Origin of the sequence: Sporosarcina sp. P25 (assembly GCF_002743235.1) — a bacterium.
In the GTDB taxonomy this organism is placed as follows: domain Bacteria; phylum Bacillota; class Bacilli; order Bacillales_A; family Planococcaceae; genus Sporosarcina; species Sporosarcina ureae_B.
On record NZ_PDYV01000013.1, the window covers coordinates 1 to 25223 of the forward strand.

Annotated in this window: 23 protein-coding genes, 5 tRNA genes and 1 pseudogene; 22 read left to right on the forward strand and 7 right to left on the reverse strand. The window is 40.1% G+C overall.

Annotation, left to right across the window (positions count from 1 at the left end):
- Nucleotides 1–91 precede the first annotated feature (91 nt).
- Nucleotides 92–1552: pseudogene (locus CSV70_RS11560) on the forward strand (IS1182 family transposase).
- A gap of 159 nt (nt 1553–1711) precedes the next feature.
- Nucleotides 1712–2074 (forward strand): DUF3889 domain-containing protein, encoded by a 363-nt coding sequence (locus CSV70_RS11565; RefSeq protein WP_099629172.1) that lies wholly within the window; start codon nt 1712–1714, stop codon nt 2072–2074.
- A gap of 43 nt (nt 2075–2117) precedes the next feature.
- On the opposite strand, the gene CSV70_RS11570 is transcribed toward CSV70_RS11565, so the two are convergent.
- Together CSV70_RS11570 and hpaB are read right to left on the reverse strand one after the other, a co-directional pair.
- Entirely contained in the window at nt 2118–3215 is a 1098-nt protein-coding gene (locus tag CSV70_RS11570; RefSeq protein ID WP_199171621.1) for a nitric oxide synthase oxygenase, read from the reverse strand.
- An 82-nt stretch (nt 3216–3297) separates the two neighbouring features.
- Nucleotides 3298–4737 (reverse strand): 4-hydroxyphenylacetate 3-monooxygenase, oxygenase component, encoded by a 1440-nt coding sequence (hpaB, locus tag CSV70_RS11575; protein WP_099629174.1) that lies wholly within the window; start codon nt 4735–4737, stop codon nt 3298–3300.
- Between the two features lie 156 nt (nt 4738–4893).
- Here hpaB and CSV70_RS11580 point away from each other — a divergent pair, with 156 nt between their 5' ends.
- The 4 genes from CSV70_RS11580 to CSV70_RS11595 all read left to right on the forward strand — a co-directional run bounded on the left by CSV70_RS11580 (nt 4894) and on the right by CSV70_RS11595 (nt 7916).
- On the forward strand, nt 4894–5484 hold the full coding sequence (locus CSV70_RS11580; protein ID WP_099629175.1) for a hypothetical protein: 591 nt from the start codon (nt 4894–4896) through the stop codon (nt 5482–5484).
- 78 nt (nt 5485–5562) lie between these two features.
- Complete coding sequence (locus CSV70_RS11585; RefSeq protein WP_085131982.1) at nt 5563–5865, forward strand: rhodanese-like domain-containing protein; 303 nt, start codon at nt 5563–5565, stop codon at nt 5863–5865.
- 202 nt (nt 5866–6067) lie between these two features.
- On the forward strand, nt 6068–6781 hold the full coding sequence (locus CSV70_RS11590) for an N-acetylmuramoyl-L-alanine amidase (RefSeq protein ID WP_099626734.1): 714 nt from the start codon (nt 6068–6070) through the stop codon (nt 6779–6781).
- A 76-nt stretch (nt 6782–6857) separates the two neighbouring features.
- The gene (locus CSV70_RS11595; protein ID WP_085131980.1) at nt 6858–7916 is read left to right on the forward strand and encodes an Mrp/NBP35 family ATP-binding protein; all 1059 of its coding nucleotides are present in this window, start codon (nt 6858–6860) and stop codon (nt 7914–7916) included.
- Nucleotides 7917–7938: 22 nt separating this feature from the next.
- Here the strand turns inward: CSV70_RS11595 and gerD are convergent, their stop codons facing one another.
- Nucleotides 7939–8526 (reverse strand): spore germination lipoprotein GerD, encoded by a 588-nt coding sequence (gene gerD / locus CSV70_RS11600; protein ID WP_085131979.1) that lies wholly within the window; start codon nt 8524–8526, stop codon nt 7939–7941.
- Between the two features lie 138 nt (nt 8527–8664).
- Here gerD and CSV70_RS11605 point away from each other — a divergent pair, with 138 nt between their 5' ends.
- Complete coding sequence (locus CSV70_RS11605; protein WP_099629176.1) at nt 8665–9354, forward strand: KinB-signaling pathway activation protein; 690 nt, start codon at nt 8665–8667, stop codon at nt 9352–9354.
- 26 nt (nt 9355–9380) lie between these two features.
- Here the strand turns inward: CSV70_RS11605 and CSV70_RS11610 are convergent, their stop codons facing one another.
- On the reverse strand, nt 9381–10046 hold the full coding sequence (locus tag CSV70_RS11610) for a polysaccharide deacetylase family protein (protein ID WP_099629177.1): 666 nt from the start codon (nt 10044–10046) through the stop codon (nt 9381–9383).
- 174 nt (nt 10047–10220) lie between these two features.
- On the opposite strand from CSV70_RS11610, the gene CSV70_RS11615 reads away from it, so the two are divergent.
- The 14 genes from CSV70_RS11615 (at nt 10221) to CSV70_RS11680 (ending at nt 20833) form a co-directional block, all read left to right on the forward strand.
- Nucleotides 10221–10292 (forward strand) — tRNA-Asn (locus tag CSV70_RS11615).
- 12 nt (nt 10293–10304) lie between these two features.
- Nucleotides 10305–10380, forward strand: a tRNA-Thr gene (locus tag CSV70_RS11620).
- A gap of 13 nt (nt 10381–10393) precedes the next feature.
- Nucleotides 10394–10468 (forward strand) — tRNA-Glu (locus tag CSV70_RS11625).
- 39 nt (nt 10469–10507) lie between these two features.
- A tRNA-Tyr gene (locus CSV70_RS11630) sits at nt 10508–10592 on the forward strand.
- Nucleotides 10593–10631: 39 nt separating this feature from the next.
- A tRNA-Gln gene (locus CSV70_RS11635) sits at nt 10632–10706 on the forward strand.
- A 201-nt stretch (nt 10707–10907) separates the two neighbouring features.
- Nucleotides 10908–12995, forward strand: coding sequence for a sensor domain-containing protein (locus CSV70_RS11640; protein ID WP_099629178.1), 2088 nt, complete (start codon nt 10908–10910; stop codon nt 12993–12995).
- Between the two features lie 48 nt (nt 12996–13043).
- Nucleotides 13044–13949, forward strand: coding sequence for an arginase (gene rocF, locus CSV70_RS11645; protein ID WP_085131975.1), 906 nt, complete (start codon nt 13044–13046; stop codon nt 13947–13949).
- 182 nt (nt 13950–14131) lie between these two features.
- Nucleotides 14132–14695: an RNA polymerase sigma factor SigW gene (sigW, locus tag CSV70_RS11650; RefSeq protein WP_085131974.1), complete on the forward strand. Its 564-nt coding sequence runs from the start codon at nt 14132–14134 to the stop codon at nt 14693–14695.
- Nucleotides 14696–14707: 12 nt separating this feature from the next.
- A complete protein-coding gene (locus tag CSV70_RS11655; protein ID WP_085131973.1) occupies nt 14708–15343 on the forward strand; it encodes an anti-sigma factor family protein in 636 nt (211 codons plus the stop codon).
- A 154-nt stretch (nt 15344–15497) separates the two neighbouring features.
- Entirely contained in the window at nt 15498–16334 is an 837-nt protein-coding gene (gene cdaA / locus CSV70_RS11660) for a diadenylate cyclase CdaA (protein ID WP_085131972.1), read from the forward strand.
- Complete coding sequence (locus tag CSV70_RS11665) at nt 16327–17307, forward strand: CdaR family protein (protein WP_085131971.1); 981 nt, start codon at nt 16327–16329, stop codon at nt 17305–17307. Before cdaA ends, CSV70_RS11665 begins: the two co-directional genes overlap by 8 nt.
- 49 nt (nt 17308–17356) lie before the next feature.
- The gene (gene glmM / locus CSV70_RS11670; RefSeq protein ID WP_085131970.1) at nt 17357–18706 is read left to right on the forward strand and encodes a phosphoglucosamine mutase; all 1350 of its coding nucleotides are present in this window, start codon (nt 17357–17359) and stop codon (nt 18704–18706) included.
- A 126-nt stretch (nt 18707–18832) separates the two neighbouring features.
- Nucleotides 18833–20452 carry a diguanylate cyclase gene (locus CSV70_RS11675; RefSeq protein ID WP_099629179.1) on the forward strand — a complete coding sequence of 540 codons (1620 nt, stop codon included), beginning with the start codon at nt 18833–18835 and terminating at the stop codon, nt 20450–20452.
- A 15-nt stretch (nt 20453–20467) separates the two neighbouring features.
- Nucleotides 20468–20833, forward strand: a complete 366-nt coding sequence (locus CSV70_RS11680) for a response regulator transcription factor (protein ID WP_085131968.1) — start codon at nt 20468–20470, stop codon at nt 20831–20833.
- Between the two features lie 53 nt (nt 20834–20886).
- Here the strand turns inward: CSV70_RS11680 and CSV70_RS11685 are convergent, their stop codons facing one another.
- Complete coding sequence (locus tag CSV70_RS11685; RefSeq protein WP_099629181.1) at nt 20887–23718, reverse strand: ATP-binding protein; 2832 nt, start codon at nt 23716–23718, stop codon at nt 20887–20889.
- A gap of 234 nt (nt 23719–23952) precedes the next feature.
- Nucleotides 23953–24393 carry a YtoQ family protein gene (locus CSV70_RS11690; RefSeq protein ID WP_085131965.1) on the reverse strand — a complete coding sequence of 147 codons (441 nt, stop codon included), beginning with the start codon at nt 24391–24393 and terminating at the stop codon, nt 23953–23955.
- A 124-nt stretch (nt 24394–24517) separates the two neighbouring features.
- Here CSV70_RS11690 and CSV70_RS11695 point away from each other — a divergent pair, with 124 nt between their 5' ends.
- A complete protein-coding gene (locus CSV70_RS11695; protein ID WP_085131964.1) occupies nt 24518–24712 on the forward strand; it encodes a YwbE family protein in 195 nt (64 codons plus the stop codon).
- A gap of 43 nt (nt 24713–24755) precedes the next feature.
- Here the strand turns inward: CSV70_RS11695 and CSV70_RS11700 are convergent, their stop codons facing one another.
- Nucleotides 24756–25079: a YbjQ family protein gene (locus CSV70_RS11700; protein WP_085131963.1), complete on the reverse strand. Its 324-nt coding sequence runs from the start codon at nt 25077–25079 to the stop codon at nt 24756–24758.
- Nucleotides 25080–25223 lie beyond the last annotated feature (144 nt).

Sequence of the window (25223 nt, forward strand, 5' to 3'; positions counted from 1 at the left end):
CGGACGGAAACCCGTTCGTACAGTTGCTTTTTAATTCTTTCTATTCAGTATCTATAGTATAATTGGTAAAACTATCCAAGGCAGTGTGCTTATGATTTCCAAAAGAAAAACACCGAATGGAAGCCCGTATATGGCGCTGTATGACGTACTGATCCCGCAAGACCATCTGCTCCGACAAATCAACGAACTAGTTGACTTTTCATTTGTCCTGGATGAACTTCAAGCGAAATATTGTTTGGATAATGGACGCAACGCCATTCATCCGATTCGTATGTTCAAATACTTACTGCTCAAATCAATCTATGATTTATCAGATGCAGATCTTGTCGAGCGTTCACGATACGACATGTCCTTTAAATACTTTTTAGAAATGGCGCCGGAAGAGGACGTCATCAACTCAAGCTCCCTGACGAAATTCCGCCGGCTTCGCCTACAAGACATGAATCTACTGGACCTTCTCATCAATAAAACGGTGGAAATTGCCGTTGGAAAAGGGCTACTTCTCAGTAAAATGATCATGGTGGACGCCACCCATACGCAAGCACGCTTTACACAGAAATTACCAAAAGAGTTTCTACGGGCAAAGTCGAAAAATGTGCGGAAAGCCGTCTATCAACTGGAAGAAGAAATGGTCGGGAAGTTCCCCGCGAAACCTGCATCAGATGAAATCGAAGAAGAATTACAGTACTGCCGGCAAGTGGTGGAAGCAGTGGAAAGGCAATCAAAGGTCGCACATATCCCGGCCGTACAAGAACGAGTCAATGTGCTGAAAGAAGTCATTGAGGACTATGAGAACCACTGGGGGTATTCTAACGATCCGGACGCACGAGTGGGGCATAAATCGGCGGATTCTGCTTTCTTTGGTTATAAAACGCATATAGCGATGAGCGACTAACGAATTATCACCGCGGCTATCGTGACGACAGGCGAAAAAAGTGACGGGCAGTATCTTCAAGAATTAATTCAGAAAAGTAAAAGAGCCGGCATGGAGGTCGAAACCGTTCTGGGCGACGCGGCCTACTCGGGGAAAGATAATCTAGAGTACGCCAAATCAGAAGAGCTTCAACTTATTTCAAAATTAAATCCTTCCCTAACTGACGTAGACGAACGAAGAACAATCGTATTCGATTACAACAAAGATGCAGAACTGTTCGTGTGCCCGGCCGGACACCTGGCAACGCGAAAAGCACGGACGGGCAAGAAAACTCAGAAAAGGAATCAGAGTACCACGTATTATTTTGATATTGAAAAATGTAAGGTTTGCCCGTTGCGTGAGGGGTGTTATAAAGACGGAGCGAAAAGTAAAACATACAGTGTGACGATTAAGTCGCTTGAACATGAAGAACAAGCCGCCTTTCAAGAGACCGAAGAATTTAAACGACTCGCCAAAAATCGTTATAAAATTGAAGTAAAGAATAGTGAATTGAAACATCCGCATGGCTATAAAACAGCTAAATCCGCGGGCATATTCGGCATGGAGGTACAAGGAGCCACCACCATATTTGCGGTCAACTTGAAACGAATTATCAAGCTCCTGAGTGAAAAAGAATAAAACAGATCAAGAAACAGGGCACATTCCATCAAAAATCAGATGGAACGTGCCCTGTTTTCGTTTGAAAAACCAAGTATCAAAAATAAATGTTAGTTTTTCAGCGGCCTCCTAACATAGTTGGATGTTTTTTATTTAGAATCGAATGGGTAGAAACAGCGCATGCTATTTCCAAAGGAGGTGTGCGCCATCTTAGCGAAAATAGGTTTGGCACTTGGAATATTATGGACAAGTGGGTTGGGTACTAGTGATGCGCCAGCTGCTGCACATAGTAAAGTTGAAGTACCGGCATACGCCAAATGGTCAAGGCTTGCGATCAAGCAAACGATGCTTAAATATCCTCATGCAGATATCAAGGATTACTTGCATATCGCAACCGACTCAAAAAAAGTTACAAACGTGGAAAAATTTCAACTTTGGCTAAAAGAGGAAGAACGGGAATTCGGTGTGATAGTGACTGTCACCTATTCAACTGAAACAGGTAAATTTATTCGCATTGATTTTCAAGAAATACCTGTTCACTAAAAAAACGCCCCTATACCATATAACATGGCACAGGGGCGTTGGTTTATTCGGGATCTTTCTGATAAAAGAAATTGGGTGTCATAATGTCATTGGCAAACCGCTTGTGATAAACATGCGTGGCAGCAGGTGACAGTGGTGGGATGAGCCATACCCAGTTACCTGTCACTCTTCTTCCAACACTCCGCTCTTTCTTTTCGAACGATTTGAATTGTTTCGCTGCGGTATGATGATCAACAAGTGTGACACCTTCCTTCTCGTAGGAATGTAGAACAGCTATATTCAACTCCACAAGTGCTTTGTCTATCCAAAGAGAACGATTGGATTTTGTGTTTAGCCCCATCAGTTTGGCGACAGACGGCAAAAGATTATAACGATCCGCATCTGCAAGATTACGTGCTCCAATTTCTGTGCCCATATACCAGCCGTTAAATGGTGCCATAGGATATTCAATTCCACCGATATCAAGACGCATATTGGAAATGATCGGAACGGCATACCATTTTGTATTCAACTCGGAAATTCCTTTAATTTCGGGATGACTGATAGGTACTTCTTTTACTGATGATTTCGGTAGTTCAAAGAGTCGTGGAGATTTCCCAAACTCTTGAATGACAAGCGGTAATACATCAAAAGGTGTTTTGTTCCCTCGCCATCCCAGACGTTCACACAACTTGGTCATCTCAATGGATGCAGAGTCGCCAATGATTGTAGCTCCATCCTCGTATCCAGCATAACGAACTAATTGATGATTCCAGATCCTCAGAGGGTCTTTGTCTTGTACCCGAGGGGCGAAGACGGTAATCGTTGAACGAATATCTCCATCATTCGTTGCATAATCCACATGATGCTTCAATTTTTCAAATGCATCTTCAGCAGTAGTGACTTGTCGTTCATCAAATACTTCCAACGTTTCCCACAATAATCGTCCGATACAGTGATTACTGTTTCGCCAAGCCATTTTCGCGCCATGTGTCAGTTCGGATTGTGTATGAGTGTACGTTCCCGTTTGGATAATCTCCTCTTCAATTTCTTTGACGCGCATGAGTTGTTCCTCTTGAGAAATTCCTAGTTCATCATAACAACTATGGATAAACTGGATTGCTTCTTGGAAGAGCTCAATACGATTTACAGATAGCACCATAATCATCAACTCCATACACAGAGTGTAGCATGTGAATAATATAATGAGTCGCAATAATTTCGGCGAATTACTGACTTTTCATTTAATAGGAAAGTAAACGGCGTATCATTTCCTGACTTGCGTCTTTCGGATAGGATCGGTATAGGTGACCTGATAAGCGTACCGGATCCCCGAAGAAATACCGCTCATATTGTGTTTGTCTTGTGCCGAACGAACTCATTGTCAAATCCCAAGCTAACCGAAATAGTTGCACACGTTCCAACGCGGTTTTCGTAGCACCTTGTAGGTACTTTTCGAGATCAAGTTGAATAGGAGATTGGAAATCTTTATCGGTAGGTAACGCAATCATCCCACTCGCTCCGATTAGCTGAATGATCTCACTGAAACGCGGGTAGACTTTCGGAAAAATATTGCTAGCTACTTGAAGTGGTATTGCACTTGGACACATATTTCCCCATTGATCGAGTGATGCATCGGCCTCAGATTTATCTCGTAATGCTTTCATTGTTTCGAGTCCAATAATTATCTCAGATAGTTTTTCTTGAATATGGAGATATTCGGCTACATTAATCATTTGGACGAGTTGCTCTGCTAAATTCAGCATGAACTCTGTTTTGACGATCTGTCTCGTAATGACTTGATGTGTGGCGAACGGATGGAATGAACTCATTGAAAAAAATTCTGAAGCTACTTCCTTATTGTGATGAAAGAATACACGCTCCCACGGGACGAGAACATTATCGAAAACAACTACAGCATCCATCTCTTCAAATCGCGAACTCAGTGGGTAATTAAATGTGGAATTCCCCCCTACAAATGATTCCCTACAGAGAAAACGTAAACCTTCTGTACGGGAAGGTATTGAAAAGGCGAAAGCTTCATCAGAATCCCCAAGAAATGAAGGCGTGCTGAATACCAATACCTCATCCGTCACGCCGCCCTGTGTTGCCAGTAGTTTAGCTCCTTTAATGATGAGTCCAGCTGCTGTTTTATCTACAATCTTGGCGGAGATCGGTTCATCTGACGTAGTAAAGGCAGCCTGAGATCGATTGACCTGTGGCGTGATGAAGGTGTGAGTAAAGGATAGATCTTTTTCTCGTGCTCGTTCATAAAGCGCTTGAATATGTTCTGGAAAGCAGTTTTCCTTGCCGAGCAAGTGAGCGGAAGAAGAGGCAAAGCTCATAATCACCGTATTGAGGTAATCGGGACTTCTACCAAGTAAGCCGCAAGAAAGTCTTGCCCATTCCTCTGTCATAACTCTGCGATTGCGCAAATCCGCTTTGGTTTTCGGTTGTAAGTACGAAAGTCCAATGCGCTCATTTGTGACTGGTGAAGCGTATGTCATAAGAGCCTTATGTGAAGGTGACAATTGTAAATCATACAAAGAGGCCTTTGTTTCTATAAGTCCTTTAAATGCCGGATGTTTAGAAATAGGACCTTTCAATTGCTTTCCATCGAGCCAAATCTCCGCGTTCTGCTCATCCATTCTACGCACAAACTCGTTGCCATTTATAGCACCCATACCATTCCTCCTGAATTTTCAAGTTGATATAGTATATTATGACACCTTCAAGGATGATCAAAAAAGTTCTAGGTCAGAACAATAGATGATAATATTGATACAATACAGAAGGAGTACATCGGGAATGTATTCGGATCAGCGAAAGGTGTGCATATGATGGATAAAGAATTGGTAATGAAGTATATTGTAGCGTGCACAAATCTATATGGGATAGTGCCTATTGAAAAAGTTATTGAAATTTACACTAATCAAAACGAAGAAAACATTTCACTGGATGAAGTGGAAAGTTTTTTGCGAAGTAAGCAAGTGAAAGAAAAACTAGAAGAGAGCTTCGTCTATATTCAATCAAACGAATTTGTGGCTGAAGCGACAAGCGAAGAAGCTGAGAAGGAAAACCTAAGACAAACTGCAGCTGGAAAGCCGTATTATATACCTAGAAGAGAAGAATTACTGTGTTTCATTGACGAAGAGTACGTACAAGAAACACCGGAGCAATTAAATTTAAAAAACATGTTGAAAGAAGATTTCGGTGATCAATTGAATGTAGACGTAGAAGTCTCAGAACTAGTATATAATTTGCAAGTAAGTGGTGGTGATTTCATGATGGAACTGTCCTTATTTATATCCCGTCTGGAACTGCCTATTAAAGAATCTGAGCGCTATATCCCTGCGATTGTCGAAATAGCGGACACGACTAGATTATGGGAAAACCGTGGCCATACTATGAAAGAAATACAGCAACGCTAATTAGTTCATTTCAATAGACAATGATTGACCGAGCAAGATAGAATAGGAGTACATTACACACTTTGGAGGATGCCACTCATGACTTTAAAAGAATTAACTGCAAAAGAAGTACAAGAGCAATTGGAAAGCGGTAAAGAATTGAATATCATCGACGTGCGTGAAGATGACGAAGTAGCAGAAGGTATGATTCCAGGTGCAGAACACATTGCCCTCGGCAATCTACCTGTCGAAATGCACGAATTGAATACAGAAACACCTTACATCCTTGTATGCCGTTCAGGCGGTAGAAGCGGACGTGCACAAGAGCTTATGGCAGACGAAGGCTTTGACGTAACCAACATGGTAGGCGGTATGCTCGCATGGGAAGGCGAAACGAAATAACAAGCTAAACCAAAGCTGTCGTAAGAAGTGAAAACTTCTTACGACAGCTTTTTTGTGTACAGAGCGATGATGCTTTCAACCTATCAAATTCTATGTCTTCTCGGCATGCCTCCGTATTCAAACCTCTAATTCATCCATCTGCTACTGCGTAGACATAACCTCAAAAGTCCAAGCGTATAGTGAAAGAAAAAGGGGTGTCTGTATGAAAAAGTGGCTTGTGACAGGGTTGCTAATAATTTTCTCATTAGGTGGAGTGTTATACGGTGTCAAAGCATCTGATCGTGGATTCTTTCTGCCCTCAGAACTCGGTGGTGTAAGCATCTTAATTGATCCTGGGCATGGTGGGGAAGACGGAGGTGCTTCGGCAGGCGAACTCGTTGAAAAAGATATTACGTTAAACATCTCCCATGAAGTAAGTAAACTATTGAAGAAAAAAGGTGCAACCGTAGAAATGACGAGAGAGAAAAGCGGGGATGCAGTAGCGGAACATGCACCATCCGAGACGTTCACTTCGTTGAGAAGCAGAAAGTTCGCAGATTTGAAACTACGTGAAAGCATGGCAGTAGAATCGAAGCCTGACATGTTTATCAGCGTACACGTGAACGCAATTCCAGAAGAACGCTGGAGAGGCGCGCAAGTATTCTATCATCCAGGGGGCCATCCAGAGGGTAAGCAGCTGGCGACGTCCATCCAAAATGAACTGCGCGACCAGTTGAAAAATACAGAGCGGGAAGCTATGAAAATCACAGGGGTCTATTTGTTGAAAAAAGTACCGGTGCCAGCTGTATTGGTAGAAACAGGTTTCCTGTCCAATCCGGAAGAAAGAAAGTTATTATCAAGTAAATCCTATCAGAAAAAAGTGGCGGCAGCGATTGTAGATGGAATCGTAAAATATCAACTCGCTGAAGAGCAATAAAGCATATGACGTTTGAGTGAATAGGGAATATGATATACTAAAAAGGAGTGAATGAATCCAGTAGGGAGTGTCGAATGTGATTAATGAACAACAAGTTCGTGAACTGATTGGCGCATTGGAAGATCCGTTTTTACATAAAACATTGGCAGAAACAAATGGTATTGTGGATGTAACCATCAAACCAGAGAAAGAACATGTCAGTGTTAAAGTCGCGATTGCGAAAGTGAATACCGGAGAGCAATTGACGCTACAATCAAAAGTAGTAGAAGTATTGAAAGAAGCAGGAGCCGATTCGGTAGGTATTAGATTTGAAGAACTGCCTAAAGAAGTATTAGAACAATTTCGTGGTACAGTTACGGAAGCGGAAGCACAAGATATCTTATCGCCAGTATCCAATATTGAGTTTATTTCGATTGCATCTGGAAAAGGCGGCGTAGGGAAATCTACAGTTTCTGTCAACTTAGCAGTGGCTTTAGCCAGACGTGGCAAAAAAGTTGGTTTGATCGATGCAGATATTTATGGATTCAGTGTACCAGATATGATGGGTATTACAGCTATGCCTGAAGTCCGGGAAGATCGTATCATGCCGGTAGAACGTTTTGGCGTAAAAGTGATTTCAATGGGCTTCTTTGTTGAAGATAACGCACCTGTTGTATGGCGTGGACCTATGCTTGGAAAAGTGTTAGATCAATTCTTCCGTGACGTAGACTGGGGCGAGTTGGATTATTTGTTGCTCGACTTACCACCAGGAACAGGGGACGTAGCGCTTGATATTCACCAAATGATTCCAGCATCCAAAGAAATTGTGGTTACTACACCGCACCCAACTGCAGCATTCGTTGCAGCACGTGCGGGGGCGATGGCATTACAGACTGAACATGAGTTGCTCGGTGTTATTGAAAACATGTCTTGGTTTGCATCGGAAGTAACAGGCGAAAAAGAGTATGTCTTTGGTCAAGGCGGTGGTGTTCGTCTATCTGAAGAACTTCGTACAGAATTACTAGGACAAATACCTCTTGGTCAACCTGACTGGAACGAAACGGATTTTGCACCTTCTGTCTATGCAGAAGATCATCCGATCGGGAAAATCTATTTAGACGTTGCCGATACAGTAATCAAAAAAACGGAAAAGTAAAATGTAACAGACGAAGAAAGGATTATTTTCCTTCTTCGTCTGTTTTTTCTCCTTTACCACCATCCTTGGTGGATCCCTCTGCAGCACCTTTTCCTGCTTTCATAATCAATTCTTGCCACTTTGCTTGCATGAGAGGACTATTGATAGTGTCCTGTATAGTCTTTTCCATTTCCTTCTTGAGCGTTGCTGAATTGACGATATTCTCCATTTGTTTCATCATGTCAGGTTGACCGAAAAACTTCTCCATTTCTTTTTGAAAAGAAGCATCTCCCATCAAATCTTTCATGATATCCGCTTGTTGTTTTTTCATGCTTTTTGCGATGGATTCAGTGAATTTAGGATCTTCAAAAGCGGTTTTCCAAAAACGTTCACCTTCTTTAGAAAGCAGTACATTCTCAATGCTCTGCTTGACTTCTGGTTGTTCAAGTACTAATAACTCCCTGAACTCGGGATCAGTCATCAATTTACGGAGTGCCTTTTTTCCGTCTTCCGTCTGGATTGCATCTGTCATCATCTTTTTCATCTCATCATAGCTTGGTGCTGCTTGATGACTTCCGCTGCAACCCGTAAGGAATAGAAGGAATAGAAAAAGAACTGCGAATTTTTTCATTCCACTCAACCTTCCACTTGTATTTTCATTTATTGTTCACAATATATGAAGGAATATGCATGAATCGTTCAATGAAATAGATTTTTTTGTCGATCGTTGATACACTAGGATAGACATGATAAAAAGGGGAACAGTGCTGTGACAATACGAAATTGGGTTAAATTTTTCTTACGCGCAATGGCAATTGGCGGAGCGATTACAGCGGTTGTCGGTCTAATTGTACGTTGGGACTTTTTCTATGGATACTTACAGGTAGGCGAGATATGGCAATTTCTTGGTGCTTTTTTATGGATGATTTTCTTAGGATTTACGATGAGTGTAATTGCGCAGATGGGTTTCTTCGCCTATTTGACCGTTCATCAGTTTGGCGTGAATTTGTTCCGTACACTAACGTTGTGGAACTGGGTTCAAATGTTGATCATAGTAGTCGTGCTGTTTGATTTAGTCTTTTTCCGTTTCCAATTAACGAAAGCAGATATGAGTCGTACAGTTCTGTATATCTTCTTACTGATTACCTTGATTGCAGTATCCGTAGTGACAGCGTACTTCAAAGCACAGTGGACGAAAAAACATGCATTGATTTCTGCATTATTTTTTATGATTGTTATCACGACGCTTGAATGGTTGCCGGCACTTATGGTCACTTCAGGTAACAAAGATGAATGGGTAACTATTCTCTTATTCCCGCTGCTCGCAGTGAATGCGTATCAATTATTAGTATTGCCTAAATACAATAAACAATCCGATATTGATAAAGAAAAGTTGGATAAACGCAGAAATGATAGAAAAAAGACGAAGAAACAAGTAGGCAAATCCCAAAAAAACTGACAGGAGATTTTCTCTTGTCAGTTTTTTTATTGTGGAATTTTTTTTGTTTTTACAGTCGATTGAAATAATAGATCCTCTACGGATTGAAAAGTACGGCTAGCAAGTAGTCGCTGAATATCTGCCATGGCTACGTGTTCATTGCGAGCGTATGGAACAGCGATAATTTCTCCCTTAGTAGCCTTCGGGAGTGTACCACCAGACCACTGAATAGTAGAGCCTAAGGCATTTATTTCTGCTTCACTTAACTCTTGCAATAATGCCAAAGGGAATTCTTCATCTGTCGTACGGAACCAAAGAGGGCGTGTGCTAAACAACTCTTCAAACGTTTGAAGTTGCTCGCTTAAAAGCTTGGGATTGCTTTCATAATGTTGACCTTCAGTACCAAGTAATGCGACAGGCATAGATCGCTGTTTAATCTGTTCTGTAATATGAGGGAAGCGTGAAGCCCAGTCACTATCAATAAACAATAAAGGATAGGGCTGCGATAATTTTCCAAGAAGTTCTTCCACTTCTTTCTCACCAAATGAAATATTAATGGTCAATGCTGAACCTTGTGTACCTTTCACTATCACTGCGGGTTGTTCAGTCAATCGGAAAACTGCCTTCAAGGTTGAAGAAGGCTTGGTCAATTGAGGAATAAAAGCCAAGAATAGTGCAGTCAATACAAAAAGGAAGAGAAGTTTTTTTATCATGCCATTCTCCTTAATTATGTGAAGTCTAAACTATTATATGAAAAACCCTTGACGTCTATGACTAAGCCCACTATAATTAAAAAAGCTTGAGTGATATAAAAAGTATCTGTTGCAAAGAGTCAGCAAGCATGCTATAATGGTTTTTGTCGTCAAGCGTACGAAACATATTATTATTCCGCAGTAGCTCAGTGGTAGAGCAATCGGCTGTTAACCGATCGGTCGTAAGTTCGAGTCTTACCTGCGGAGTCATTTTTTTATGCTTCCATAGCTCAGCAGGTAGAGTGCTTCCATGGTAAGGAAGAGGTCGCCGGTTCGAGCCCGGCTGGAAGCTCCATGAACACTTTCATGGCCCCTTGGTCAAGCGGTTAAGACACCGCCCTTTCACGGCGGTATCACGGGTTCGAATCCCGTAGGGGTCACCATTTACTTTTTAAAAGCAAAGCTTAGCACGATTTTAACACGGTGGGGTAGCGAAGTGGCTAAACGCGGCGGACTGTAAATCCGCTCCCTCCGGGTTCGGCGGTTCGAATCCGTCCCCCACCACCATGTTTATTTTACCTGTAGAAAGTATAACTAGCTATACATTGGGGTATAGCCAAGCGGTAAGGCAACGGACTTTGACTCCGTCACTCGTTGGTTCGAATCCAGCTACCCCAGCCATTTTACTGACGTACTTACAATTCAATAGTTAATATGTTAAATCCTTATTATTTTAAAATAATGAAGGGTTTTTTTGTTGTACAAACACTCAATCATATAGAATAATTGGAATTATCATGTATAATAATTTGTAACACATATAGGTAGTTTATCTTGTATGATTAATGAAAAATAACTAGATATAGGGATTGTGATATAGCAATGCAAGAATTTTTAAACGGTATGGATGTATTTGTTGAGTCTAGTAGTGAAAAGGAATTACAAAAGGTTCTTAGTGATATTTCTTATACACTAGAACAAGCAGCTATCGTCGCAATCACCGACTCAAAAGGAACGATCCAATATGCAAACGAACACTTCGAAAGACTTTCAAAATACTCAAGAAAAGAATTAATTGGTGCTAATCAACGTATTGTAAACTCAGGTCACCATGACGCAGCGTTCTTTAAAGAGATGTGGTCAACGATTGGGATGGGCAATACTTGGCGTGGCGATATATGTAATCGTGCGAAGGATGGTTCAACGTATTGGGTAGACACCACAATCGTCGCATTTTTAAATGATAAAGGAAAACCTTATCAATATATTTCAATCCGCTATGATATTACCGAGAGAAAGAAAATGGAACTAGAAATACGAAAAAATGCAGATCTTTATGAAATTATTACAGACAATGCATCTGACTATATTGCGATTATTGATCGGCAGGGGAAACTTTACTATGTCTCTCCATCATTTCAGAAGCTTCTTGGACATTCAGTGGATGAACTATATTCCAATTCATTCTTTTCCTATATTTCTAAGAAAAATCGCCAACAGGTACAAAAGAAAATTATGCAATTTGGAGGATATCAACGCCAAGCATTTAATATAGAGTACTCTTTTTTAGATAGTAAAAAAGGGTTGCATGTTATGGAAGCGAAAATTAATGAAGTGAAAGAATCAGTTGAATATGAAGATAAATTATTGGTTGTCATGCGAGATGTCACCGAACGTGTGAAATCAGACGAAAAAATCAAATATCTTGTCTACAATGACCAACTAACTTCCTTAATGAACCGAAATTCGTTTAGAGAACAGATGGCACTGGCATTTGAAAGAGCACGTACCCGCAAGCAAGTATTTGCCCTCGTTCATATAAATATTGATCGTCTGCGCTATGCTAACGATTTACTAGGGCATGAAGCAGGGGATTATTTATTGGCGATGGTTGGAGAACGGCTGAAAAAGAGAACAGGTCCTGAAAGCCTATTATCCCGTATTGCGGGAGATGAATTTGCATTCATCATATCCGGTTTGAAAGATGAAGAAGAGTTTTATAATCATGCGGAAGATATTCGTACGTTTTTAGAACAACCAATCCAAGTTGGAAAACAAAACTACACATTGTCCATTAGTTGCGGTATTTCTATGTATCCTGAACACGCCAATCAGCCATCTGATTTGATCACTAAAGCTACGTTGGCATTGGGGAAGGTCAAGTTACATGGTGGCGGGGCTACTGAAATGTACGAGCCGGGTACTTCAAAGATGTCTTTAGAGCGAATTTTGTTGGAAAATGAATTACGTAAAAGTGTGCAACAACAACATTTCTATCTTGAGTACCAGCCGAAAGTATTACTAGATACCGGTGAGTTGACTGGCGTAGAAGCACTTGTGCGTTGGAAACACCCCGATTTAGGTGTTATTCCGCCTAATAAGTTCATTCCACTCGCTGAGGAAACGAAAATCATTGTATCGCTTGGAGAATGGATTTTACGGGAAGTGTGTAAACGCGCACAAATAGAACGGGCAGCTGGTGGAGAATGCCGCTTTGCTGTGAATGTTTCAACAGTTCAAATGAAAGAAGAAGGCTTTGTTGACTCCGTTTTGAATATTATTAAAGAATATCGCGTACCGCCTGAGATGCTAGAGTTGGAACTGACAGAAAGCTCATTTATGGATACGATAGGCATGAAAGAATCCATTCAAAGACTTCGAAGTGAAGGGATTACGATTGCGATTGACGACTTTGGGACAGGTTATAGTACGTTTAGTTATATTAAAGAACTCCCGGCTGATACGTTAAAAATTGATATGGCATTTGTACGGGATATATTGGAGAATGAAAACAGTCAGGCTATTGTCAAAGCGATTGTGACACTTGCTGATACGGCGGGGTTGAACGTAGTGGCGGAAGGAATAGAATTACAGGAGCAGGCCAAAATGCTCTACAACTTAGGATGCCGCGAAGGACAAGGCTATTATTTCGGTCGACCCATGTCACTAGAAGATGCGAAAAGAATATGAAAATACTGTGTTGCTCAAAAATATAAAGATCAGGTGGGAGGATTGGTTATGCGCGAACTAAACATTTCAATAATTGGAGTACCCGTGGATCTTGGTCAGAGCCGCCGTGGAGTGGATATGGGACCCAGTGCGATTCGATATGCAGGAGCGGTAGAGCGTCTGCAGGCATTAGGGCATCACGTAATGGACGAAGGAAATATTTCTGTTTCTCCCATTCGTGATTTATCGTGTAATGAGGTTGGGTTGAAGAACTTAACAGAAGTGACTGAAGCGACTGAAGAGCTTGCTGCGACAGTTTCGGCTATTGTAAAAAACAAGAAGTTTCCACTCGTGCTTGGTGGAGATCATAGTATCGCAATAGGCACACTTGCAGGGTTGGCAGAACACTATAAAAACCTTGGTGTTATTTGGTACGATGCGCATGCAGATATGAATACAAGCGAAACATCTCCGTCGGGAAATATCCACGGTATGCCGCTCGCGGTCAGTATGGGGCTGGGCCATGAACAATTGGTGAATGTGCATAGTGAAGGAGCAAAAATCAAGCCTGAAAATGTAGTGATTATCGGAGCGCGCTCAGTAGATCCTGGTGAACGCCAAATGATTAAAGAAAAAGGCGTAAAAGTATTTACTATGCATGAAATCGACCGTTATGGAATGTCAGTGGTCATACAGCAAACACTTGAATATTTTGCATCAAGACAAGTAGATGGTGTTCATTTGTCATTAGACTTGGACGGTTTGGATCCGTTATATACACCGGGAGTAGGAACACCGGTGCCAGGTGGAATCACATACCGTGAAAGTCATTTGGCTATGGAATTACTTGAAGATGCACATGTCATTACATCCGCGGAATTTGTTGAGGTGAACCCTGTACTTGACGAGTACAATAAGACGGCTGACGTAGCAGTCGGCTTGATGGGATCGTTATTTGGTGAAAAACTATTGTAATTTGTTGAAGTGGTTAAAGCCTACGGGTTTTAATCACTTTTTTCAATTTAAGAAATGACTATCACTGATAGCCAGAATAATGATAAAGTAGAGATGAACGTAATAAATGAAAAAAGTGAAACCAAATGATGTTTCTAACGTATATAGAGGGACAGCCGCATAAGAGCGGAGAGTGAAGCCTATTGGACGAGTTAATTAACAAACGAGTAAAAGAAGTTTTACATGGCAATCAGGAAGCTTTTGAGGAAATCGTAATCCACTTTCAGCACCGGCTATATCAAGTTTGCTACCGAATGTTGAACAATGCAGCAGAGGCAGAAGATATTGCGCAAGAAGCCTTTGTGCGTGCTTATGTAAACTTGGAAACCTATGATCAAAAGAGAAAATTTTCTACTTGGCTGTACCGTATTGCGACCAATTTGTGTATAGACCGCATTCGTAAGAAAAAACCTGATCACTACTTGGATGCTACAATTCCAGGGACGGAAGGCTTGGATATGTATTCACAAATTGCAGCGGTGCAACAATTACCGGAAGAAGAAGTAGAAAAGATGGAAATGAAGGATCGTATTCAATATGAAGTAAACAGGCTGCCCGATAAATACCGCACGATTATTATTTTACGATATATGGAAGACCTACAGTTGCAGGAAATTGCTGACATTTTGGAGATGCCACTCGGCACAGTAAAAACACGAGTACATCGAGGACGAGAAGCACTTCGGCAACAAATGGGGAGTATGTAGGAGGTTAGATTTATGGAAAAATGTCCTAAACATGTTGTCCATTATATGCATGCGTTTTTAGATGGTGAAATCACCAATGAGGAAGAACTAGTTATGAACGAACATTTGAAGTCATGTGAAGAGTGCAGAGAAACATTTGAGGAACTAGAGCAGACCGTTACTTTATTTAAGGGTGTGGATGTAGTGGAAGCACCTCCTGGCTTTGTCAATGGTGTAACTGCAAGATTGCCGAGACGGACAATCAAGAAAGGTCCGAGTAAATGGTTTCGTCAGCATCCATTTATGGTGGCGGCTGCAATGTTTTTATTGCTTATGAGTGCATCTTTCTTCTCAAGTTTTGAAAATGAACAGCAGTTTTCATTTACAAAACAGCCTAACTTGGTTGTAGAGGGGGAAACGGTTGTGGTGCCAGCAGGAGAAACGGTTGTTGGTGATCTTGTCGTGAAGAACGGAGACCTTCGGATTGAAGGAGAAGTTGATGGTGATGTCACGGTTATTAGAGGTTCTAAGTATATGGCTTCAACGGCCGTTATTACGGGATCAAGTGAAGAAATTGATGAGATCTTTGATTGGCTGTGGTATAAGATGAAGTCTTTGGCAAAAGAAATTATCCCTGCATCGAAGGAACAAAAGCTTGAAAATGAATGAGAAAAATAGCTTTTCAAAGTGATGCGGCTTAAGGGCTTCCGCATCACTTTTTTGATTTTCATTCGGATGTACATGACCTTTTAGTTGGGCATGTTAGTTGGGAATTATGTTATACTAAATCTATAAGAACTTTCTTAAAAGGTAGGGGAAGCACATGCCGGGTTTGGAGCAAGCAACAACGTTAGCACCAATAGAAATACTGAAAAATATTGTGGATGTGCTTCTTGTTTGGTTCGTACTCTATAAATTAATTACCATCATTAAAGGAACAAAGGCTGTTCAATTACTAAAAGGTATATTTGTGATTCTAATCGGTCGCTATATTACAGAATGGTTCGGTTTGAAGACGCTTCAATGGATGATGGAAGAAGTACTTCGATTTGGTTTTTTGGCTGCGATCATTATATTCCAGCCTGAACTTCGCAGAGCATTAGAACAATTGGGACGGGGCAAACTCTTTGCACGTACTGCTATGCAGGAGGAAGAAGAACGTGACCGCTTGATTGAAGCATTCGTCAAATCCGTTAGCTATATGGCGAAGCGGCGTATTGGTGCGCTAATTACAATTGAGAAGGAAACAGGTCTTAGTGAATATATCGAAACAGGTACCCCTATGAATTCACATATTACTTCCGAACTTCTTATCAATATTTTTATTCCAAACACACCATTGCATGACGGTGCGGTTATTGTGACGAAGAACCGTATTGCTGCCGCAGGTTGTTATTTACCATTGTCGGAAAGTCCGTTTATTTCCAAAGAGCTCGGTACACGACACCGTGCGGCGCTTGGAATCAGTGAGGTGACTGATTCAGTAACCATCATTGTGTCAGAAGAAACGGGTGCCATAAGTCTGGCTGCAGATGGAGAAATCAATCGGAAATTGGATATTGAGGAATTCGAAAAGCTATTACGTATTTCCTGGTTCGGTAACACAACAGGACAAACAGATACTTCTCTATGGAAGTGGGGGAAGAGAAAAAATGGATAAATTTATGGATAGCCCCTGGTTTCTTCGACTAACTGCTCTATTTTTGGCGATTATGCTGTTTTTATCAGTAAAAGCGGAGGATCAATCAAGTCGTAATACAATAGGCGATGTGTTCGATCTCTTGCAAGACGTACCGGTGGAAGTTTATTACGATACGGAAAATTTAGTAGTAACAGGAGTACCTGACATGGTCAATATGACGATTGAAGGACCGGCCCAAATTGTACAGACTACTAAACTGTTAAAAGATTTTACATTGAAATTAGATTTACAAAACTTGACACTCGGTGAACATACCGTACGTATACAAGCGGAAAATTTGTCAGATAAACTGGATGTTCGACTTGATCCTTCAACAGTTAATATTAATATTGAGGAGAAGGTAACCCAGTCATTTCGTGTTGATCCTGAGATGAATACTAGATTGTTAGCAGAAGGATATGAAGTGAAAAGCATGGGTGTCCACCCCTCTTCGATTAATGTTACAGGTGCGAAAAGTGTTGTGGATGCGATTAGTTTCGTAAAAGTTTCTATTACCAATGACGGTAGCCTAAATAAGTCTTTTGAGCAAAAATCACGCGTTCGCGTATTGGATCGCGACTTGAATAAGCTATCCGTTGAATTGGATCCGGAAGAAGTCACGGTGAAAGTAGATATCCAAGAATATAGTCGTGAAATTCCATTGAAATTGCAACAAAAGGGACAATCTCCAGATGGAATAACTATTGAAAGTGCAGTACCTGATGTTCAATCCATTCGCGTATACGGTCCCAAAAGCATAGTGGACGCAATTAAAGAAATCCCAGTGGAACTGGATATAGATAAAATAAATAAGTCCGGAAAAGTGGAAGTGGATATAAAAAATCCCGAAGGAATTACTAAAGTGACACCTGCTAAATTAAAAATTCAGGTGAAAGTTTCAGGTGATACTTCCGACATATCGAAAAAGACGGATGATAAGAAAGAATCATAAAGCTCGTACCAAACGTGATCTAAGATAAGATCGAAAGGAAGAATACAACATGACACAGTATTTTGGAACAGATGGCGTCAGAGGTATAGCCAACGAGGAACTAACACCTGAATTGGCATTTAAATTAGGCAGGATCGGTGGATATTTATTTACTAAAGATGTGGAAGAGAAAGCCGAAGTGCTAGTAGGAAGAGATACACGAATTTCTGGTTTAATGCTTGAAAATGCTTTAATAGCAGGCTTATTATCTGTTGGTGTGGAAGTTATGAAATTAGGCGTAATTAGTACACCAGGCGTAGCCTATTTAACACGTGTCATGAACGCACAAGCAGGTGTTATGATTTCAGCATCACATAATCCAGTTGAAGATAATGGAATTAAGTTCTTTGGAGAAACCGGCTTTAAATTAACTGACGCACAGGAAGAAGAATTCGAACAACTATTAAATGCAGAAGAAGATACATTGCCTCGTCCTGTTGGTGGAAATGTTGGAACCATAACGGAATACTTTGAAGGCGGTCAAAAGTATATTCAATATCTGAAACAAATTGTCGATGACGATTTCGAGAATATTCATGTAGCACTTGATTGTGCACATGGTGCGACATCAGTCTTGGCAACTCATGTATTTGCAGACTTGGATGCAGACTTGACTACAATGGGTGCTTCTCCAAATGGTTTGAATATTAATGATGGCGTTGGCTCCACACACCCTGAAGCACTTGCAGCACTCGTAGTAGAAAAGAGTGCAGATATCGGTTTAGCATTTGATGGCGATGGAGATCGTCTTATCGCAGTAGATGAAAAAGGAAACATTGTCGATGGCGACCAAATTATGTTTATTGTAGCTCGATATTTACATAGCAAAGGCAGATTAAAATCAGACACTATCGTCTCTACTGTGATGAGCAACCTAGGTTTCTATAAAGCTCTAGAGGAATTTGGCATGAAGAGTGTTCAAACAGCTGTAGGTGATCGGTATGTCGTAGAAGAAATGCGTAAAAATCATTATAATCTTGGTGGTGAGCAATCAGGCCATATTATCTTTATGGATTATAATACAACGGGCGATGGCTTACTGACGGCATTGCAACTTGTGAACATCATGCAGCAAACAGGTAAAAAATTATCTGAATTAGCTAGCGAAATGAAAGTGTATCCACAGAAACTTATTAATATTCGTGTAATGGATAAATATGCGGTCATGGATAATATGCGTATTGTCGGGGTTATTAACGAAGTAGAGAAAGAGATGAACGGACAGGGAAGAGTACTTGTACGTCCTTCAGGGACAGAGCCCCTCGTCCGTGTAATGGTCGAATCTGAAACAGAAGCACAATGTGCAGACTATGCAGATCGGATTTCACAAGTAGTAAAAGAAGAAATGGGTCTAGAGTAAATATGCGTTAGGGCTGGTAATAGGAAATTCTATATTACCAGCTCTTTTTTTTATAGATGTAGAATACCGGGGAATCAGAAGTATAGAACGAAATGGGAATGCTTCCGCTGAACGGAGAGGAAAACAGTGAGTCAAAAAAAATATCAGAATATGCTTGCACAACGTACAGAGAATATCTTTGAAGAGTGGAAAGCGCGTGGTAGTTTAACGGAAAGGGAGTTGTATTATTTTCTTCATAAATTGAAGGGAACATCCGGGACAATCGGATTGCAACAGTTGTCTCTCTTTTGTGCGTCACAATTAGAGATTCTGACGTCTTCTAACGATCAGAAAATACCCGTATCTTCATTAGAAAATTTAAAGAATCGTATTCGTTCGCATTTTGATGATACTATTGCTGTGAAAAAAGAAGAATTTCAATTGCCTGATCGCTACGTTAACCGTCTTGATCAAGAAACGTTTATTTTAATCATTGATCAAGACTTGGAGTTCGTATCCTATTTAAAAGAGTTGCTCGAGAAGCTTGGAGCTCAAGTAATTATTTCATTGAATGGAAAGCGTGGAATTGAACAATTTTACTCTATGAGACCAAGTATTGTAATCATAGATGCAAAGTTGCCTGATATGACAGGCTTTGAAGTATTGGATCAAATTGCAGAACCTGCGCGGCAAAAAAATACGACTTTAGCTATCTCGAGTGAAGAAGTAACGAAAGACATTCTAATTGAAACGTATCGTAGAGGGGCTATGGATTTGCTATCTAAACCTTTTGATATGAATATCTTTTTCCCTTATTTGTTCAATCGTCAATTGCGTCAGCATGCGGTCAGTAGCAGTATGATTACAGATAGTTTGACAGGTGTTGGAAATCGACGCTACTTCGACGAGACCATCAATACATTGGCCAAAAAAGCCGATCAATCTGAAGTGATTTTCTCTCTTGTCATTATCGATTTGGATCACTTTAAACAAGTAAATGACCTGTATGGACACCCAGCAGGCGATGAAGTTCTACGAAAATTTGGCGAAATCATCAAAGAAGAAAAACGTGAAGGCGATTATGTATGCCGATATGGCGGAGAAGAGTTTGCTTTATTATTTGATAATAGTAATGCTGAAGATACCGTGCATGCCGTTGAGAGAATTCGAGCCAAATTCAATGATACGATATTCACATCTGATGAAGAGACATTCCAAGTAACTTTCTCGGCGGGCAGTGCGACGTACGAAGGAAATACTGCCAACATGATATCCGCTGCAGATCAAGCTCTTTATGAAGCCAAGCGTTCAGGGCGAAACCAAACAGTGATTTACGATCAGAGAAAACGGGTAGTAAAACGAAAGTTAATCGTTATTATCGTTGATGATGATTCATTCATCAGACAAATCCTTGAACAAACTTTGCTGGAGTTAAAGTCTTCGTACATTGATATTACAGTAAAGACATATGCTGACGGCCCTTCATTTCTAGAAGAAGACTGGTATAGTCCCGATGCCTATTTCATCGTATTACTTGATGGTGTGATGCCAAAAATGGACGGTCTAGAAGTATTGAGTCAGTTAAAGAGTGACCATTCCAAAACAAACGTCACAGTCTCCATGATGACGGCTAGAAAAAGTGCGAATGATATTAAGGCAGCACTTTGGCTTGGAGCAGATGACTATATAATAAAACCATTTAAACCGTCGGAAGTCCTTGGAAGAATTGATAAATTAGCAAATCGTTTATTTGATAAAAGAGAATAGAAGGAGGTGGCCACTTTGACGCATATAGGAAAAAAGGTCTTAGTTGTAGACGATGAAGATATTTTGCGCATGTTGCTCACGGACACGTTGGAATTTGAAGGGTTTCAAGTAGAAGAAGCAGTGGATGGGGTAGAAGCATTAAGTAAAATCCAAAGCCATCCATATGACGCCATTCTTTTGGATTATATGATGCCACGTATGACAGGTTTAGAATTATTAGAGCATCTACAACCGCTAAAGCTATCAACGCCTATTATTATGCTCACAGCAAAAGCACAGCAAGCAGATCAAGACGCTGCTTTAGCCAAAGGGGCCTCTTACTTCGTACCTAAACCATTTAGCCCGAATGAACTGGCTGAATTAGTTAAATCACTATTTTAATTACAGTATACAAAATAGAAGAACGTCCTTTCCGTAAAGGAAAAGACGTTCTTTTAGTTATTCTCTGGATAAAAAATCAGTCCATCAGATCGTTCTATAGTCTCTATAATAATAGAGGATAAATCGCTGAGAGGATAAGGTTTCGTCAAATATTCACTGATATGAAATTCTTCCATCAATAAAGGTTCTTTTTCCAATGAAGAGGATATAATAATTGGGATCGACTTAGTTTTAGTATGTTCTTTCATTTGGCTAATTAAATCCCAACCATTTTCACCTTCTTCTAATTTTAGATCGACAACGACTGCGGCTGGTTGCATTACTTCTATACATACAAATGCTTCGCCCACTTTGGAATGATGAATTATTGAAAATCCATTGCTTGCTAGTTCTTCTCCCAGTAACAATGAAATATTCACATCATCTTCTACTATAACCACCAAAGGTTTGTCGTAGTCAATTTTTTCATTTGGCAGCTGCTGTTTCAAAGGAAGAGAGAAGAAAATTGTCGTCCCTACATTTTCCTCAGAACTTACCCAAATTCGTCCATGATGATCTTGAATAATCTCCTTACAAATAGATAGACCGAGACCTGTACCACCAATTTTTCTACTGTAACTATTATCAAATCTATAGAATTTCTCAAATAGATGTTTAATCGTATCGGATGGAATGCCAATCCCTTCATCCGCTATAGAAACGACAACTGTGTCCTGTTGATTTAACAGAGTAATATTCACATTTCCGCCGTCGGGTGAAAACTTAATGGCATTGCCAATTAAATTCATGAATACTTGTAAAATACGATCATAGTCCGCTCTGACCATTGATGAATATGTGAGATCCTGCATCTTTATAGTATGATCTGGTGATTGAATCAGTAAATAGTCTACCGCCATTTCAGCTACTTTAGTGATGGATATATCTTCTATCTTATAGGATTGACGCCCTGATTCCATCCGTTGCAAATCTAAGAAGTCATTGATGAGCGTAGTTAATCGATTAGCTTCGCTGTGGATAGTTTCAAGATACCTTTTTTTACGTTGATCATCCATATCTTTATTTAGTAAAAGCTCAGAGAATCCGAGAATGCTCGATAAAGGTGTTCGCAATTCATGACTGACAGTCGACACCAATTCCGTTTTCATTTTATTGACTTCGTGTTCGTGAGTTATATCCCGATGTACGAAGATCGTACCGACTTTTTCTTCTTGAATAATAATCGGCACACTGTATACATTCATGACCCGGGACTTTTCAGAAGGTAATGAAAGTATGTATTTGTTAGTAATAAATTCCGTGGATTCAGACCTGATGGCGTCATCAAAAAATGCTTTATATTGAACAGGGTCATCAATTTGTTTCAGGAAATACTCCGTCCATTCTTCTCGTGGCCAGGCCCTATGTTCTGTTTCAGGTTCCATTCCAAGTAAATTGAATAAGGCTTTATTATACTTATCATTCTCACTTGTATTTGAAACGAAACGAATGCCTTCATTGATGTTATCCAAGATATTCTGATTCAACTGACGTTCATGAATAATGAGTTCATATTGTTCAATCCGATCCACTGCGATTGCAATTCGTTTAAGCAAACCGTATAAATCTTGTTGGTCATCTTCTGTAAATGGCTTACCGATACGCGAGAGGACAGACACGACGCTTAATTCATTAGCAACATTGTAGATACCTGTAACAAAATCATAGACATATGTAATATTGTCAGCTATTCCTTTTTCATATTCCGCTTCTCTTTTGATAATGAAATAGGGCTCTGTTTCAAGTCGGATTTTTATATATTCTATTCGTTCTTGTTTAATTTCATTGAAAAACTCTTCTGAAATCCCCTTTAACGTATGAATTTCACTTTTAGGAAACCAAAGAAAACTTAAGTCGGATTGGTAGATTTGATTTAAATAGCAAGAAGTTTGGTCGCATACTTCTTGCTTATCCAACGAGAACGATAAGATATGACTCAAACCGTTGTATCGTTCTAAACGGACACGGGAAAATCGAGCTTCTGATAAGGCGAATTCCATCTTCGTTTGGCGATTGAATAATTCATCTTGCTGTGTAATCAACTCTTCATTTTGTGAAAGGAGCTCCTGCTCATTCATTTGTATATGTTCCATCATTTTATGAATGGATTGTGAAAGTGCACCGATTTCATTTTCAGTCTGAATAGGTTGGAATAGGACAGTACCTTCTGTTTCATACTGATCTGCCGCGCGCGTGATATCTTCTACCGGCTTGACTACTCGGTTGACGACGCTCCAAAACATATAGATTGGAATACATAAGAAGATGATGCCGAATAGTGTGATGATCAAAAAGAATGATTTGGTTTTTTGCATCGTATTATTATATGCATTTTCCAGCTGATCTTTTGAAGATTTTTCGTATTCGTTAGCATATTGAATGAAACTATTAACGGCTAAGTTCGTACCACTCTTTGCTAAGTCTTGTAAACCAGCATAATCGTCCTTTTTGACATATTGAATAGCTTTTGGAAGAGTAACATTTTCATATTCCATCAAGAAATTATCGATTTCGTCAATGATTCGCTGTTCTTCTGCTGTTAATTGAAGAGACTTAAATTCACTAGAATAAGAATGAATGTCTTCAATTGCTTGATAGGCAAAATTTAGTTCTTCCTCAATTTGAAAAGCATAGTAACCACGAACCCGAAAGAATAGATCTTGGATTGAATCGGATATGTTTTCAATTAATACCGACTTTTCTATTGAGGCTTGCTGTTTATTTTCTAATTCATCCCATGAGCTACTAGCATAGAAATACATGCTAGCCATCCCGATAATCGCAATCACTATGGAAGCGATAAATACTTTTATGTATTGTTGACGAATACCTTTTTTATGCGCCATCCGATTGCCCCTCTCGACTTCCTTATGTATTCCTATTCTACCATTTACACCTATTAATTACAGATAGAATTTTCAGTTGGAAAATAATGTTTGACACGTGGTAGGGTGAATTGAGTGCGTGAAAATAGTAGTCAAAATAAAGTGTGTTTCAAGTAAAGATTAAGGTCATTAGTGGAATTGAGAAAGACAAGCCCATAATTTGATAGGCTTGTCTTCTAGCAAGTAATTAAATATTTACTCGAAAATATATTTTAATGCTAAAACTGCTTGATCTACCGATTCCACCGTAACATGTGCTTTACGGGATAGTTCTTTTAGTGGGTGGTGATGGTTTTCCTGACGAATCAGAATGAGTGGCTTGCCGAAAGCGACTGCTGCGCTGGCATCCATTGCAGTATTCCATTGTTTGTACTGTTCACCAAATAACGCAATGACAATATCTGATTTTTTCATTAAGATTTCCGTTCGTAAGTTGTTAAGGCTTGAAGCTGCAGCATCTTTAAAAATTTTATCCGGTTGTTGTCCTAGAATCTCTTCTCCAATGTTGTCCGAGCGATCATGGTCTTCCATGGGTCCGACAAAGTCTACAGGTAATTGTAGATCTTTTGCTTGTTGTTTGACTTCTTCTCGCCAAGATGTATGAATTTCTCCAGCCAGGTATACTGTTAATCGCATGAATACACCTCCTAGTTTGATAGTCTTTATTGTACCATGCATCCTGTCTTCGTTCATCCGATGTACTAGAAGAGAAAGAGTTCATGAATATGGTACACTGAATAAAAAGAGGAGAGATGAATATATGAATGGACAAAATCGGTCAGATGTAAAACCTGGGTTACGGGTAGCGGTTATTTTAAAGAAAGATCAGCGAAGTGGCGTGAAAACAGAAGGTGTTGTCAAAGATTTATTGACTAATTCTAGCTTCCATCCACATGGGATTAAAGTGCGACTTGAAGACGGACAAGTTGGACGTGTGGCAGAAATATTAACGTAATACAAAAAGAGAGGGGGGAACCCCTCTCTTTTTGTATAAATGATTACTCTCCATCCCGATACGTAACAGCTGTACCGGTTGCGATACACATCATCATGCCTTCACGTACCATTTCGAAATCTAAGTCGACTCCAATGACAGCGTTCGCCCCCATAGCACTTGCTTTATGAGACATTTCATCAATTGCTGTTTGTCGTGCTTCGGTTAATTTGCTTTCATAAGCAGCACTGCGTCCACCTACAATATCGGTGACAGATGCAAAAATATCCCGAACGATATTTGCCCCCATGATTGTTTCCCCTGATACAATTCCGTGATACATTTCAATTGTACGGCCTTGCAACATGTTAGTTGTCGTGTGTAACATTCGATCTCCCCCTTTTTTTATATACGTTACAATAGATAGAATGGTTTCAATATATGCGTAGAATATGCAAAGTAAGTTACTTTAAGTTGCTGTGTCAAATGGTGTAATTTCCCGGGGAATACTGCCTGAAAAAATAGTTCTATT